This window comes from Candidatus Poribacteria bacterium (assembly GCA_026706025.1).
GTDB lineage: Bacteria > Poribacteria > WGA-4E > WGA-4E > WGA-3G > WGA-3G.
Genome location: JAPOZO010000028.1, coordinates 22,474 through 37,700, shown reverse-complemented (window position 1 = coordinate 37,700; position 15,227 = coordinate 22,474). Strand labels below are relative to the sequence as shown.

Annotated in this window: 12 protein-coding genes and 2 pseudogenes; 3 read left to right on the top strand and 11 right to left on the bottom strand. The window is 48.5% G+C overall.

The features are described 5' to 3' along the window. Positions 1-184 precede the first annotated feature (184 nt). The 5 genes and pseudogenes from OXH00_06120 to OXH00_06100 all read right to left on the bottom strand — a co-directional run bounded on the left by OXH00_06120 (position 185) and on the right by OXH00_06100 (position 6,601). Entirely contained in the window at positions 185-1,447 is a 1,263-nt protein-coding gene (locus OXH00_06120) for a glutamate-5-semialdehyde dehydrogenase (GenBank protein ID MCY3740577.1), read from the bottom strand. A gap of 139 nt (positions 1,448-1,586) precedes the next feature. Continuing rightward, positions 1,587-2,750, bottom strand: coding sequence for a glutamate 5-kinase (gene proB, locus OXH00_06115; protein ID MCY3740576.1), 1,164 nt, complete (start codon positions 2,748-2,750; stop codon positions 1,587-1,589). After that, positions 2,704-3,993 (bottom strand): GTPase ObgE, encoded by a 1,290-nt coding sequence (gene obgE, locus OXH00_06110; GenBank protein ID MCY3740575.1) that lies wholly within the window; start codon positions 3,991-3,993, stop codon positions 2,704-2,706. The genes proB and obgE overlap by 47 nt, the downstream gene beginning before the upstream one ends. A gap of 58 nt (positions 3,994-4,051) precedes the next feature. Next, positions 4,052-5,650 (bottom strand): cation transporter, encoded by a 1,599-nt coding sequence (locus tag OXH00_06105; protein ID MCY3740574.1) that lies wholly within the window; start codon positions 5,648-5,650, stop codon positions 4,052-4,054. Between the two features lie 750 nt (positions 5,651-6,400). Then, a pseudogene (locus OXH00_06100) lies at positions 6,401-6,601 on the bottom strand (copper ion binding protein). A 67-nt stretch (positions 6,602-6,668) separates the two neighbouring features. On the opposite strand from OXH00_06100, the gene OXH00_06095 reads away from it, so the two are divergent. Further along, the gene (locus tag OXH00_06095) at positions 6,669-6,875 is read left to right on the top strand and encodes a hypothetical protein (GenBank protein ID MCY3740573.1); all 207 of its coding nucleotides are present in this window, start codon (positions 6,669-6,671) and stop codon (positions 6,873-6,875) included. Here the strand turns inward: OXH00_06095 and OXH00_06090 are convergent. From OXH00_06090 to OXH00_06070, 5 genes and pseudogenes are all read right to left on the bottom strand, one after another. Then, positions 6,850-7,689, bottom strand: a complete 840-nt coding sequence (locus OXH00_06090; protein MCY3740572.1) for a deoxyribonuclease IV — start codon at positions 7,687-7,689, stop codon at positions 6,850-6,852. The genes OXH00_06095 and OXH00_06090 overlap by 26 nt on opposite strands. Positions 7,690-7,967: 278 nt before the next feature. After that, entirely contained in the window at positions 7,968-8,984 is a 1,017-nt protein-coding gene (locus OXH00_06085) for an alcohol dehydrogenase catalytic domain-containing protein (protein ID MCY3740571.1), read from the bottom strand. Positions 8,985-9,210: 226 nt separating this feature from the next. Next, positions 9,211-10,239, bottom strand: a complete 1,029-nt coding sequence (locus OXH00_06080) for a Gfo/Idh/MocA family oxidoreductase (protein ID MCY3740570.1) — start codon at positions 10,237-10,239, stop codon at positions 9,211-9,213. 254 nt (positions 10,240-10,493) lie between these two features. Beyond that, positions 10,494-11,348, bottom strand: a complete 855-nt coding sequence (locus OXH00_06075) for a transposase (GenBank protein ID MCY3740569.1) — start codon at positions 11,346-11,348, stop codon at positions 10,494-10,496. A 372-nt stretch (positions 11,349-11,720) separates the two neighbouring features. After that, positions 11,721-11,785: pseudogene (locus tag OXH00_06070) on the bottom strand (helix-turn-helix domain-containing protein). A gap of 223 nt (positions 11,786-12,008) precedes the next feature. Between OXH00_06070 and OXH00_06065 the strand changes: the two are divergent. Together OXH00_06065 and OXH00_06060 are read left to right on the top strand one after the other, a co-directional pair. Then, on the top strand, positions 12,009-12,902 hold the full coding sequence (locus OXH00_06065; GenBank protein ID MCY3740568.1) for an NAD(P)-dependent oxidoreductase: 894 nt from the start codon (positions 12,009-12,011) through the stop codon (positions 12,900-12,902). A 77-nt stretch (positions 12,903-12,979) separates the two neighbouring features. After that, complete coding sequence (locus OXH00_06060; GenBank protein ID MCY3740567.1) at positions 12,980-13,831, top strand: sugar phosphate isomerase/epimerase; 852 nt, start codon at positions 12,980-12,982, stop codon at positions 13,829-13,831. Between the two features lie 90 nt (positions 13,832-13,921). On the opposite strand, the gene OXH00_06055 is transcribed toward OXH00_06060, so the two are convergent. Further along, the gene (locus OXH00_06055) at positions 13,922-15,178 is read right to left on the bottom strand and encodes a hypothetical protein (GenBank protein ID MCY3740566.1); all 1,257 of its coding nucleotides are present in this window, start codon (positions 15,176-15,178) and stop codon (positions 13,922-13,924) included. Positions 15,179-15,227: the final 49 nt, after the last annotated feature.

Here is a 15,227-nt window from a genome sequence, read left to right as displayed (position 1 = left end):
AGTGATTGAGGCGCGTGTTTAAAGTTGCCAGCGTTGTAGATACTGGGTACCCGTGCTCCAACTCTGTCAGTTCGGTAACTCTCTAAAAGCGATGTATTCTTCGGGTGTCAGGCGTGTTTGTGCTGCACGGGTTGCCATGATTTTCCTCCGGTAATGGACTGAGTTAGGAGAGCGTAGTGTGCTCCTATTCACGTACCTGCCCGTTTCCGTAGACGATATATTTATAAGTTGTTAACCCTTCAAGTCCCATGGGACCACGGGAATGGAGTTTCTGCGTGCTAATCCCGACTTCGGCACCTAAGCCGAATTCATAGCCGTCGGTAAAAACGGTACTGGCGTTAACGTAGACTGCAGCGGAATCCACCTCTTTGAGGAAGCGTTGGGCTGTGCTGTAGCTTTCGGTGATGATCGCATCGGAATGGTGCGATCCGTAGGTTTCTATGTGATCAATTGCAGTGTCTATGTCGTCCACCACGCGAATGGATAAGATGTAATCGAGGTATTCTGTGCGCCAATCTTCTTCAGTCGCAGGTTTGGCGGTGGGATAAAGCTGCTGTGTCCGTTCGCATCCGCGGATTTCAACATCCGAATCCTGTAAAGTCTCACAGAAAGCGGGGAGGAATTTCTCGGCAGTATCGGCATGGACAAGGAGGGTTTCTAATGCGTTGCAGACAGCGACTTTGTATCCAACCTTCGCATTCATACAGATATTATTTGCCATTTCAAGGTCGGCGGCTTCATCAATATAGATATGGCAGATACCGTCGGCATGTCCGAGAACTGGGACATCGGATTCTTTCATCAAAAACTGGACGAATTCGTTGCTGCCGCGCGGAATGACGAGGTCAACGTAGTCTGGCAGGCGGATGAGTTCGTAGACTGCCTGTCGGTCAGTGGTGTCAACGAATTGGATAGCATCAGGTACACCTTCTGCGGCGGCGGTATCGCTGAGTATACGGGCAAGCGTTGCGTTGGAGTGGATTGCCTCGGAACCGCCTCGGAGGATAACTCCGTTCCCGGATTTGATACAGAGAGCTGAGACTTCAACGGTCACATCGGGTCGAGACTCATATACCACACCGACGACACCGATAGGTACACGGACTGTGCCAATCTTGAGGCCGTTCGGACGTTCTCCCATACTGATAACCGCACCGATTGGGTCAGGGAGTGCGGCGACTTGACGGAGGTTGTCCACCATCCGTTCGATTTTTTTCTCGTCTATCAAAAGGCGTTCCATGAGAGGGGCGGGGACTCCGGTTTTTTCGCCGTTATCAAGATCAGTGCGGTTTGCGGTCTGGATTTTATCTTTTGAATTCTGTAGACGCTCTGCCATTGCTAAAAGCGCGTGGTTTCGTACGTCAGCGGAGCTCCGCGATAAAACACGCATCGCCGATTTTGCTTTTTTCGCTTGTGATTGGATCAGTTCTTGGATATTTTCGCTCATAATATTCCTTTGAAGTTTGCGATAGATGAATTGTAGGTCAAAATAAGCATGAGTATTATAGCATGTCGGTTGGAAAATTTTCAAGGGATTATCTTTCATTTCAAGATAGACAAAGTGTTAGGCAGTGGATAGGACGGCATCAATCGAGCAGTACCAGGTTATCGCGATGTATAATTTCGTCGTAATCGCGGTAACCGAGGATGTTTTCAATGTCTTTGGTATGTTTTCCAGCGAGTTTAGCGGTATTTACAGCGTTGTAGTTCACCAAACCGCGTGCGAATTCTACACCGTTTTCGGTGAAGCATGAGACGGTGTCGCTGTAGTCGAAATTGCCTTCCACGCGTCGGATGCCGGCAGGGAGTAGGCTTTTACCGCCTTGCACGAGTGCGTCGCGGGCACCGTTATCTACAATGAGCCTGCCTTTCGGTGGCCGGGAATAAGCGATCCACCGCTTTCGTCCAGAGATACGAGATTGCGGGAGGAAGAGAGTTCCGAGCAATTCGCCCTTCAAGAGCCTTGTAACGACAAGCGGTTCTTGTCCGTGTGCCATCACCATCATCTCTCCTGAGTTGGTAACGATTTCTGCTGCTCGTAACTTTGTCACCATCCCACCGGTGCCGCTTGTTGTGCCAGCTGCGCCAGCGGCTTGCCAGATTTCATCTGAAATAGTGGTAACAGTGTGAATCAGTTCTGGGTTAGGGTTGCGCCTCGGGTCGGCGGTGTAGAACCCTATTTGATCGGAGAGGATAATGAGAAGTTGTGCTTGGGCGAGGTTTGTCACGTAAGCAGAGAGGGTATCATTATCACCAACTTTGATTTCGTCAACTGCGACGGTGTCGTTTTCGTTGATGATAGGTATCACGCCAAAATGAAGGAGGGCACGCATCGTGTCGTTCATGCGGGTATAGCGTTCCCGATTCGAGAAATCGTCGCGTGTGAGTAGCATGCTCGCGGCGCGTTGCTCATAGTTTGAAAAGCGATCCTTATAAGCTGCCATCAATCGTATCTGCCCTACAGCGGCGGCAGCTTGTAAATGTGGTAGCGTGTTCGGACGCTGCTTCAGACCGAGTTGGGGCCACCCAGCAGCGATTGCGCCAGATGTGACAAGGATGACCTCCACACCGTCCTGCTTGACAAGTGCTAAATCGTGGACTAACCCATCAAGGGCAGCTTCGTTGAGGTGTGCCCCGTCTGAGATCGTACTACTGCCAACCTTCACAACGATACGTTGCACGTCCCTCAAACAGGTGCGCTGTTCAACTGGATTGCATCGATTTTGGGCTATAGGTGAACTCGAATTCATCAATCTGGACTGTGTCTCCTTCCACCGCACCTGCGCGGGCGAGGGCATTGATCACTCCTATGTTTTTCAGTTTCCGATACAACAAAATCACTGCCTGTTCATTTTCCATATCGGTCATGAGGACAGCACGGCGTGGTTCAGCACCTGTGACAATGAACCCTTCCTCGGTTTCGAGGAGTTCAAACCGTGCTGAGGGTTCCGGTGGTAGTTCTTGTTCTAAGGTAATCGTCGTTTCTGCTTCCTTTCGGGCGCGTGTTTCCAAGTATTGTAAGGAACGATAGGCTTGCTGCATGAGTTGATTTACACCCGTGCCAGTAATTGCGGAGATAGGGAAAACTTTCCGTTCGCCGAAATATGTCTGCACACGCTCCAAATTCGCCTCAGCTTCGGGCATGTCAGTCTTGTTGAGTGCGATAATTTGTGGCAGTTTCGTTAGCAGTTCGTTATAATGACCCAATTCGCGGTTGAGTTGTTCGTAGTCTTTAATCGGGTCCCGCCCATCTGTGGCACTTAGGTCGATGACATGAATGAGCATTTTGGTGCGCTCAATATGCCGCAAAAATTGGTGTCCTAAGCCTGTGCCCTGATGCGCGCCTTCTATTAACCCGGGGATGTCTGCGAGAACGAAATTCTGTTCTCGGTTGATGCGAACGACACCGAGGTTTGGACGCAGCGTGGTGAACGGATACGCTGCGATTTTCGGAGTTGCGGCAGAGGTCCGCGCCAACAGTGTTGATTTACCGGCGTTGGGATAGCCGACCAATCCGACATCAGCGATGAGTTTGATTTCGAGGCTGATTTCGCGTGCTTCGCCGGGTTCACCCTTTTCTGCGACGCGCGGTGCTTGAAAGGTACTGCTTTTAAAGCGGATATTCCCCTTGCCACCGATGCCGCCCCGTGCGACAACAACGGTCTGATCGGGTTCCGTCAGATCTGCGAGCATTTCCAGTGTATCATGGTCTCTAACGATAGTTCCGGCGGGTACTTTAATGATACGGTCTGCGCCATCAGCACCGTCGCGTTGTTTACCAGTGCCGTGTCCACCGTTTTCTGCAACTTGGCGTGGGTTATGATGCAGGTCAATCAGCGTACTCATCCCAAGGGTAGCGGTAAGGATGACGTTCCCACCGTTCCCCCCGTCTCCGCCATCGGGACCACCACGAGGGACGAATTTCTCTCTGCGAAAACTGATGCATCCGTTCCCACCGTTGCCTGCTTTGACCTGAATTCTTGCTGTATCCATAGGTACCACATTTCAGAAAGTGTAACTCCGAATTTTCTTTTCGGTTTTACACTGGATACTAATTATTCTCTTGGCTGGTATGATAGAGGCTGTCTTCTGCGATATTAACGGCTGCATTAAGGGTGTACGTTTTGGTAAGATGAGAGTACGGTGATTTCCAATTCACAGTAATTGATAGTGTCGTTTCCTTCGTTTCAATGTATATCTGAACACTGTACGTCGATGGGTTGCTTGGCTCAATAGCTCTGTTGCAGGGTTTATCGTCGTCACGACAGGGTCCAGCAGTTTGTACGAATTGTGTTATCTCGGCCTCAGTGCCGCTTAAGGTGACTGTAAACCCGTACCCTTGAGGGTCTTCTCCTAACCCACGCGGGCCGTTGTAGTTTTCCGGGTAGTATATATGCACTAACCATCCGTTTCCTTCTATGGGATCCTTGTTAGTGTAATAGTAGTGTGTTGATAGGTCGGAGTCGCCAACAACGTTGTTCCTGCTGTTTCCGTCTCCGTTTCCATTGCCGTTTCCATTGCCGTTTCCGTTTCCATTGCCATTCCCGTTTCCGTTCCCATTTCCATTTCCATTTCCGTTTCCATTTCCGTTCCCATTTCCATTTCCATTTCCATTTCCGTTTCCATCACCATTCCCATTCCCATTTCCGTTTCCGTCTCCATTGCCGTTTCCATTCCCATTTCCGTTTCCATCACCATTGCCATCCCCGTTTCCATCACCATTCCCATTCCCATTTCCGTCTCCATTCCCGTTTCCATCACCGTTCCCCTTTCCGTTTCCATTTCCGTTTCCCTTTCCGTTTCCATCACCATTCCCCTTTCCGTTTCCATTTCCGTTTCCATTTCCGTCCCTATTCCCATTTCCATCACCGTTTTGGCCACCATTTTGATTGCCACCCTCTGAAGGAGGAAGTGGTGGTGGCTGCTGGGTGCCGCCGTTACCACCATCGGGTTTCTGGGTGCTGCCATCACCGACTTGTTGCGTGCCACCATCGGGTTTCTGGGTGCTGCCATCACCGGGTTGCTGTGTGTCACCGCCGCCATTGATAGTGCCATCTCCGTCGTCATCGCGAACACCACCGTTCCCGCTTGGTGGCTGATCATCTTCTCCCGGACCCCTCACTTGCTCCATAATCTCGGTGGTGTCCATTACCCGTTCTGCCCGCATAATTTGCACGCCTTCATAATAGAACACATAAATGAGTTTCCTTGGATAGATGTGGATGACAGGTCTACTGTCGTCTTCCGTTTCCGGTATAAGTGTTATACAAATTGACTCGTGTCCACTCAGGAGGCAGGCAGAATCTTCACCTATAGTAATATATCGGTCAACATCTTCAGCTGTCAACATTGAACCTGTATAAGGCATATTGGAACAACCGGGTATGCTGAGAAGTGCGATTAGGATGCCACCTATTAATCTTAACGATAAGAGTTTGGTTTTCGTTCCCGCTTCAAAACCGACTTTTGTTATTGCCGCCACGAGATTGGCATCGGTAATGTAGGATGCGTCATAGCGTACAATCGCCTCACCTTTACGTAGGTTTACCTTTACGCGCTGCACCCCTTCAAGCGTTGTCAAGGCATCTGTCACGGTTTTAACGCAGTGCTGGCAAGACATACCACGAATTTCTAATTTTGTTTTTGCCATGACGTTACTCCTTCGCGGCGGCTATTATAGCGGTTGCAGTTGAAGGGAACTGGTGCTTTCATTTGATGCCACACTATCTGCGTTGATGTAGAATGTTGCGGTATGCTCGGTGACTAACCCATCCACTTGGATCGTTATCTCCTGTGCCTCCGTTTCAATGGTGAATTGAGCGATACGGCTGCTGTCAAGTCCGTTGATTTGTGTAAAGTTCATTATCTGAAGGTCTTTTTTTTTCTCAGTTCCTATTTTCATTCCTTCGACAACTCTGAGGTCGAGTCCACTGGTTTCGGGTGTTGCACCGCGATTTGCTTCTGGCAACGAATCTGGGTAATATATCTGGATGGTCCAGTCTTTAAAGATAGTGCTATCAATACCTTGGGCGTTGTCGTTTGCTATGGGTTCGCCGGTCAATTCCTGTGTAATCTGGGTGGTGTCCATTACCCTTTCTGCTCGCAAAATGGGTTTGCTTTCGTAGTAGAACATGTAAATGAGGCTTGTTGGGTGAACGTGGACGATAGGAATGATGTCATTTGCATCGCCGCTTTTTCCCGGTACGACTTTTATGCAGATGGAATCAAACCCATCTTGTAAACAGATTGTATCTTCACCAAGGGAGTTCAGATAGCGGTCTACGTGGTCAACTGTTAGCATTGGACCGGTGTAGGGGACATCGGTGCAGCCGATTAGGCTGAAAAGCACGATTAGAATTGTGCCGATTGATTTTAATGATAAAGGTGTGGTTTTCGCTACCGCTTCAAAACCGGCATCTGTTATTGCTTCTGTGAGGTTGCTGATGGTGGTGCGAGAGGCATCAAAATGGACAATCGCTTCACCTTTGCGAAGGTTGACTTTTGCGCGCTGAACGCCTTCAAGTTCTGTCAACACGTCTGTGACCGTTTTGACACAGTGTTGACAGGACATACCACTGATTTTTAGTTTCGTTTTTTGCATGGTATTATTCCTTTCCGCCTTTACTCTTTGTCAGAAAACTGCGTTTACACGATGGACAGGTCGATGTATGTGTCGAAATTGCCAAGCCGCACTCTGGACAGATGCGTTTCGTCCGAAAGCGTTCGACGAGGCGAGCCACGATGATAATTCCGAAAAAAAGGGTGATGAGAAAGGCAACTTCCCAAAAACCGATAGACACGCTTTCAACCTCCGGTGCTTTCTACACGCCGATATAGAAAGTCTGCAAGTTACACCTTCAAATCCCGTAAGGTAGAGAGGTTTACCTCATGCATCGTTTTCATCTGTGGTGTTTCAATAATGAGTGGGGTTTCGGCAAATCGGGCATCGTTGAGGATATACGCGAATGCTATTGCCCCGATGTTCCCCTCTCCGATGTGTTCATGTCTGTCAACGCGACTCTGATATTCTGATTTCGCGTCATTGAGATGAAAGGCTTTGAGTCGGTTAAGCCCGATGATATCATCAAACTGGTTAAAGGTCGCTTCGCAATCCGATTCAGTTCGCATGTCGTAGCCAGCAGCAAAGACGTGGCATGTATCCAAACAGACACCGAACCGGTCTGGGTATTTTGACATGCCGATCACGTCTCGCAGGTGTTCAAAACAGTAGCCGAGATTTGTACCTTGCCCGGCAGTCGTTTCGAGAAGGAGCATGACATCGGGTGCCTCAGTATTTTCAAACAGAAAATCGAAACTGTCAGTTAACTGCTTTAAACCGAATTTTTCGCCTTCGCCGAGGTGTGCCCCGAGGTGCGTGACAATGTAGCGGATACCGAGCAGCTGCGCGAGTTCCATCTGCTCACGAAACGCTTGGCGTGATTTTTCCAGGACATCTATTTTCGGAGAAGCGAGATTGCTCAAGTGGATGTCGTGAACAATTACATCGCCGAGGTCAGCTTCTGACCATGCTGTGCTAAATTTTTCGGTTATCTCTGGGGTGGGAGGTTTTCCTTGCCACTGGTTGGGATTTCGCAAGAAAATTTGTATTGTATCGCACTGGAGGTCGGTGCCATTTTTGATGGCATTGTGTATTCCACCGGAAGTGGATACATGTGCACCAAGGACCATATTTTTTATAACAAATTTCGGCTTGCGAATTCACCGCTCCTATGTGGTAAGTTTTGGGAACTTGGGACCGCACCGAAATTGACATCTCCTTACATAATGAGATTGATAGTTAAGGGTTTTTAATATTTGCCATTAATATAAAAATACCACAAAATCGTGTCTAAATCAAATAAAAAACGTTTAATGTACGTTATTGAGGGATTTTTATGCAAAATTTTTACTATTTAATAATGAAATAGGATGCGTAAACTGTTTTACCGATTTTAAATTCGTGATGATTATGGATGGACCGCTGTTTTGACCCCGCGCTGGGCAGCGGCATTATCAAACGCTATTAGACCTTGGGCAATCGGGAACCGATCGGTTAACAAGGGTTCAAAATTGAGTGCCTTCTCTATGAGTAGTTGTTTGGATGCTTTAAGACTGGCGCGGGAGAATGCCCATGAAGCCATCAGTTTGTGCCCCGCATAGTGAAATTCTTCAAGATTGATGCGAAGTTCTTCACCTTCTGGAGCGAGCCCAAAGAAGTTGAGGCATCCGCCTCTGCGGACGATCTCAAAAGCGAATGCGATTGCCGAGGCGTTGTTTGTTGTTGCGGAGATGACGGTATCAACGCCGCCTTTGGTGATGTCTTGGAGATATGCTACCGACTCAGGCGATGTATCGAGTGTGAGGTCGGCACCGAGTGTTTCTGCGACAGTTCTACGGTGGGGCAGCGGTTCCATTACGTAGGTAGCTAAACCTGCTCGTTTCGTCAATTGCGTGAGCAGTAACCCGATGGGACCAGCACCGAGGATAGCGACAGAATCCTTAAAAAGCGTTTCTTGCATCGCATTCAAGCAGCAGCCCAACGGTTCGAGAAATAACAATTCTTCGTGCGGTATACTATCTGGGACCCGAATGAGTTTGCCTGTATTGACACCGTGCTTTGGCATCCGCATATATTCGGCGTAGCCGCCATCAATATCGTGCCCGATACCTTCAATGGTATTGCAGTATTTATCAAGGTCGTTCTGGCATTCGGCACATGTGCCGCAAGAGAGCATGGGGTTAACCGTTACCCGTTCACCAACTTTGACATCTGGGTGTCGGCTGTCTACAATCACACCTGCGAGTTCGTGTCCCATTACAACGGGTGGTGCGTAATCTGATACATCGCCACGCAGCGCGGCGAGGTCAGAAGCGCAGATACCGCAGAGTTCCGTCTGAATGAGGACGTCTCCGTCAGTGAGTGCCGGGATAGGTTTTTCTTGGACGCTTAATTGCTGAATTTTCTCAAAAACAATAGCTTTCATGTATTTATAAGTTATCAGTTTTCAGTACGATTTTTTTTGAAAAAAATCTTCAGTTGTCAGAAGGCATAGCAGTCAGTTTTAAGAGTTATCAGTCTGCCTCATAGTGAGAGTTAAAGAGGGTTGCTGTTGCTTGAACCGTAACCTCAACTGTCACAAGAACCCTCTTAACTGAAAACTGATAACCGATAACTGATGACTATTTCCTCTGACGATTATTCCGCCGCGGTTATTCAAACTCGTAAGGCACTGTCTCTGCCTGATGTGTCTTAGCGGACTTTTCTGCTAAATCCATGATGGCAATGACGCGGCGAGCGGATTCTGGTGTCACGAGTAACGGCGTGCCGTCGTTTAAATGAGCGACGATATTCTGATAGTAACTCGGTCCAGGTCTACCGTGATGGCTGACTTCTTGCTCTTTGGGGTGTCCTTTGACTTCGGATAGGACCTTAAATTCGCCGCCTGCAGAGGTAATTGCGCCGTGTGAACCGAGCAGTTTCCACCGCTCTCCACCGATTTTGGCGATATTGGACATTTGAATGTTTGCCGATGCTCCATCCGCGACTACTTTTCCGCCAGCGAAGCGAATAATTGCTTGGACGTGGTCCTCATTGGTAATATCGTCCCAGACGAGGTTCGGTTGATAGAAGCCAGTGACGTTAATCATCGGTGCTTCAAGGACATTGAGTAGCCAGTCGAGGTAGTGAGCGCCCCAATCATAAAATTGCCCGCCGGAGATGGCTTTGACGCTGCGCCACCAATCCGGATTGGGTCTTCCGTAACCCCCGCCCCACATCTCAACGCTAAAGACCTTACCGATGATACCGGATTGAACGAGTTCACGAAGCGTCCAGAAATCAGCATCCCACCGTCGGTTGTGATGAACAGACAACATAACGTCATTCTCTTTGGCGGTTGTAATCATTTCTGTGGCTTCTGCGATTGTGACGCACATCGGTTTTTCAACGACAACATGCTTGCCTGCTTTGAGGCTTGCCACCGTTGGCTCGCAGTGCAAGCTATGCGGTAAAACGTTGGCGATAAGATCGACACCGTCGTCGGCGTTGAGTGCTTCAACTGAATTATAGGTGCGAATGCCGGGGAAATCCTTTTTTGCGGCATCTGTTCGTTCTGGATCTATGTCGCAGACAGCGACGCATTCAATGCCGTCGGTGTTCTGCATCATATTTGCGTGGGCTTTGCCCATATTAAATGCTGCGCCATATCCAAGTACGGCACCTTTGATGGTATCTGCCATGTATTCTGGCTCCTTCTTTTTCGTGTATGAATGCGTCATTATAGCACAAAGGAGGAAAAATGTGTAAAAATTCCGTGTACGGAAAATAGATTGACGTTTCTCAGGATTTGTGGTAAACTCTACCGATTTTCAGTTAGCACGGTTTGTTTCTGGGCATTTGCAAGGCACAATGGCAAAGAAGTGTGAACCTTAGGTGCTTTCGTAGAAGCATAGGACGCATCAATTCTGGACAATATTCTGTCAACTACCCAAGCCTAAAGACTTGGGCTTGTAGTCGCGTCAAACAACGTGAGTTGTATTGCTCCTTGCAAACCCGTATCTCGTGCTTCGTTCTTGTTTCTCGTTTCATAGAGGGAGGTAACCCACCGCTCTCCACGAAAGGCTGCAGCAGCCTTGAAAAGTATGTTTATCGCAGCATTGTAGTCTCGGTCTAAAGACGCGCCACAAGACTGACAGTTAAAGGTTCTCACCGATAAGGATAACTTTTTCGGTGCTCTCTGACCGCAACAGGAGCATGTTTGCGAGGTATTCTTGGGATCGACTTGGTGGAAATGGAAACCGTCTCTTTCGGCTATGTCTCCACACCACTTAAAGAAGGTCCCCCAAGACGCATCGCTGATACTCTTACTGAGGTGTTTGTTCTTTACCATGTTAGATATGCCTAATTTCTCTGTGACCAAGACGTTGTTTTTCAGATGGTGGTAGAGTTTATAGACGAGTTTCCCGATAAAGTCTTTGCGTCTATTTGTTGTTCGTTCATGGTGTAATGCGAGTTTGTGTTGTTGTTTCTTTCTTCGGTGGCTACCTAACTTTTTACGACAGAGGTCTTTAGAGTGTTTTCGGAGTAACCCCTCTGCTTGACGATGCCAGCGCGGGTTGTCCTCTTTTTCGCCTTCAGAGGTTGTCAAATAATGTGTACTGCCTACGTCAACGGCTATTGCGTCAGTCGGTTCAACTTTCGGTGTATCACCAATATCGCAACTGATATGTGCATACCAACCCGAGGCTTTCTTGACGAGCGTAACTTCTTTTGGGTCGCCTTGAAGGGGCGGTGCATGTGTATCTTGAGTTCGCCAAGCTTCGGCACTTTCAAACGGTTGTGTTTCCATGCTGTCTCTCGGATAGGATTCTCGCGAACACGTATCGTCTGTTTCTCAACGTCTTTGGTCTTTCGACGAACCACTTTCGGATATTTACGGAGACTCCACGTCAGAGAACGCACCCGTGTTTTGTAGCGAGGATACCCTTTTCTCGCAGCACCTTCTTTACAACGTCTGCGGAAATTCGCAAACGCTTTATCATTTCTCCGTAGCGCGTGGTTCTGAAAATCTTGAGGCACTTCTTGAAAATCGTTATACTTTTCACGAGCGGCTTTTAGAAGTTGCTGTTGGGCATCAAGAGAAACAAAAGCACCTTCAGTCTCATACGCAACAAGCCTATCATGGCGTGCTGAGTTCTGAAGGTTACAAAGGTGGTCAAGCCATTTTTCTATTGTTGTTTCCTGTTCTTGTGTTGGATATACAGAATATTTAAATGTCAATCTCATGGTATATCAGGTATCAGGGGTTTATCTCCTGTCAAGTGAGAGGCAGACACATTACCGTGAGGTAATGCTTGACATGTCTGCCAACCTGATACTATCATTATACTACATTTTTAACCGAACATCAAATCTTTTTTCAAAGGTTTGGTCTCATTAACGAGGGCGGTTTTTCCTCCCAAATCTAAAGGATTGGGAGGAAAAACCGACTATTCCCTTGAGGTAATTTATGGCAAAAGTTGGACTCATCGGTGTTGGGAACATGGGGGCGGGCATGTCAAGAAACATCTTGAAAGCCGGACACGAATTGACGGTGTATGATGTCCGTCCTGAAGCGATGGAAACGTTGGTAGCAGAGGGCGCGCATGCTGCTGCATCGCCGCGAGAACTCGGTGCCGCTGCAGATACGGTTTTTATTATGGTGCTGAATGTTGAACAGGTTAAAGCATCGCTCTTGGGTGAAGACGGACTGCTGACCGGGCTTGCCCCCGGCTCTACAGTCATCTGTACAGCGACTATCGGGCGTTCACAGGTGATAGAGGTCGCCGAACTCGTGACAGCAAAAGGGGTTAACATCGTTGATGCCCCTGTAAGTGGTGGTGCTCCGGGGGCAGCTGCAGGAACGCTTACAATGATGGTAGCGGTACAAACCGAGACATTTGAGGCATCGAAACCGGTGCTCGCAGCAGTCGGCAAGGACATCTATCACGTTGGCGAGGAGATCGGTATGGGTCAAACTGTCAAGTCTGCTCTTGCAGTGCTGATAGGCACGACTTATGCGGGTATCTTTGAGGCTTTGACGCTTGCGGTAAAGGCAGGTGTGGCACCGGAAACGCTCCGCGATGTTGTCAGCACAAGTGTTGTTGGGAATTTCCTCTTCACGGATACAACGGAGAACATTTTATCACGTAACTTCAAGGGACAGAGCAATATCGGTACAATGTATAAAGACCTGAGTTTGGCAAAAAATATGGCAAACGATTGTGGTGTGCCACTCTTTGCAGCGAGTGCCGCTTTTGAACTGTTTCAAGCAGGGAAAGCAGTAAACCCCGATGAGGATAACTGGACGATTATCAAAGTATTGGAAAATATCGCCGGTGTTGAGATTAAGAGAACAGAATAATCACGGGATAGGGTTTTGTTGGTGTGTTGTTTGGTGCTTTGGAAACTCTACAAAGATGAAAAGTGAGAGGGTGTTGAATGTTCAAATTGGGAGTTATCACGGATGGAATCAGTCGGGATTTTGAATATGCGTTGGACACTATGGTAGAGACCGGCTTGGAATACGTTGAGTTACAGTATCTTTGGGAGAAACAGGTTGGAGATTTAACGGATGCGGATGTGGAACGCGTTAAAGGGTTAATCGACGCTCGGAATTTAAAAGTATCGTGTATCTCACACCATAATTTGTCGGCACTCCCTGTTGATACGGCGATAGTTGCACCTGCCTATCGTGAACATATTACGACGTTACAACGGTGTATTGATGTTGCGCAAGCACTCGGTACAAACCTCGTGCGGATTTTCAGTTTCCGGAAAGAGATGGTGCTTTTCGGTGCGGAACCGGTTATCTCCGAAGGCGCATGGGCGACGCTCATGAACCGATTGGAAGAACCGTTGCAAATCGCTGACGCGGCGGGTATCACGCTTGTGATGGAGACGGCAATCTCTGGGAACGTGACGTCGGCATTCCTTGCGAGAAAGTTAATTGACGAATTGGACGTGCCGCATCTGAAAGTACTATGGGATCCATGCAGTTCGCTCTATTGTACAGAGGTCCCGTATCCAGATGGCTATGAAGTCATTCGTGAGCATATTGTGCATATTCATCTCAAAGACGGCGTTGTCAATCTACCAGCGGCGACATTTGATTTCTGCGCGATGCGCCAAGGGCAGATGGATCCTTACTATAACGACATTGTGGACGCTTTGAAACGGGACGGCTACGAAGGCACAATCTCTTTAGAGAGTGTCTATACGCCGGTGGGTGGGACGCGCGAAGATGGATTCAGAGAATCGCTGCCGGTTTTTATGGAACTTATGGGACGATAAATATACAAGAAAAGAAAAGGACGCAGCCGACATACTGCAGCTGCGTCCTTTTCTTTTCGAGGTACAAATCCTCGTGTAGGCACTTGGCAATTACTTAATTTTCAAGCTGCCCCAAGTTGTTGGCAGTTTGCCAGCGGCTTCAACAGATGTGCCTAACTGTGCACTTGACTTATAGATAGCCTCGACAGGGGCGTTGATACCAGCGTACATACCCCATCCGCCGCCACGTTCACTGACTTTTATCATCAGAATGTTGTCACCTTTTACAAGGTTGGCTGAGAACGTATCTTGGAAGGAGGCTGCGTTGCCGCGCCCGCGGTTGACAGCGTTTGTATGAACGACTTCACCGTTGAGCCAGACTTTGACGGAGTCGTCACTGCTGACACCTATCATCACGCCTTCCATATCGTCATCGGCTACGAGCGTGATAAGTGCGTAAGAGGTAACGTCATTGAAATCAGCATTTTCTGTCACACCGAGTTCGACGAGCATTGCGTTGATGTTTCCGTCTGCTGGCAGTTCGCCGAGTGTCCATGCGTAATCCCCGACTTCATCGCCTTCAGTTGCGCCGTTCATTGCGACATCTTCTTCGGTGACATCGTCGTTACTGGCAACTGCGAGCGAATCGATATCGGTGGAAGCTTGTCCGCCTTGGTTGGCTTCTGTGGGTGCGATCATCCAGAGCCATTCACCTTGAATGTGGAAGATAGGTGGCGTAGGTGAGGTAGTGACATCGGCATCGATACCGACGTACTGTCCCCATCCACCCCCGCGTTCACTCACCTTCACGAGCAACAGATTAGCCCCTTCTAATAGGTTCACTTCAATTTTATCTTGGTAGGCGTCTATATTAGCGGGTGTCCCGCCGCGTCCGCGGTTGACAGCGTTTGTATGGACGACTTCACCGTTGAGCCAGACTTTGATAGAGTCATCGCTGCTGACCCCCAGCGTTACGCCGGACTGTGCTGTAGCGGAGGCAAGGTAGATAAGTGAATAAGAACTCACGTCGTTGAAATCGGCAACTTCTGTCAAACCTATGTCGACGGCCATAACGTTCGTATCGCCGTTATCGGGCAGCGTGCCGAGCGTCCATGCGTAGTCCCCGACAACGTCACCTTCGTTTGCGCCGTTTGCTGCGACCATTTCTTCGGTAACATCACCACCACTGGCGACTGAGAGAGAGTCGATATCGGTAGAAGCCTGTCCACCTTGGTTGGCTTCTGTGGGTGCGATCATCCAGAGCCATGGTCCTTTAATGGGTTCTTGTGCATCGGCAACCTGTGTTACCGTCATAACAAAAAGAGCCATGAGACATGCTAAACCTATTGTAAATAGTTTCCTGTACATGAAAACCTCCAAATTAATTTTCATTTTTTAAGTGAATCAGAGTTGTCTG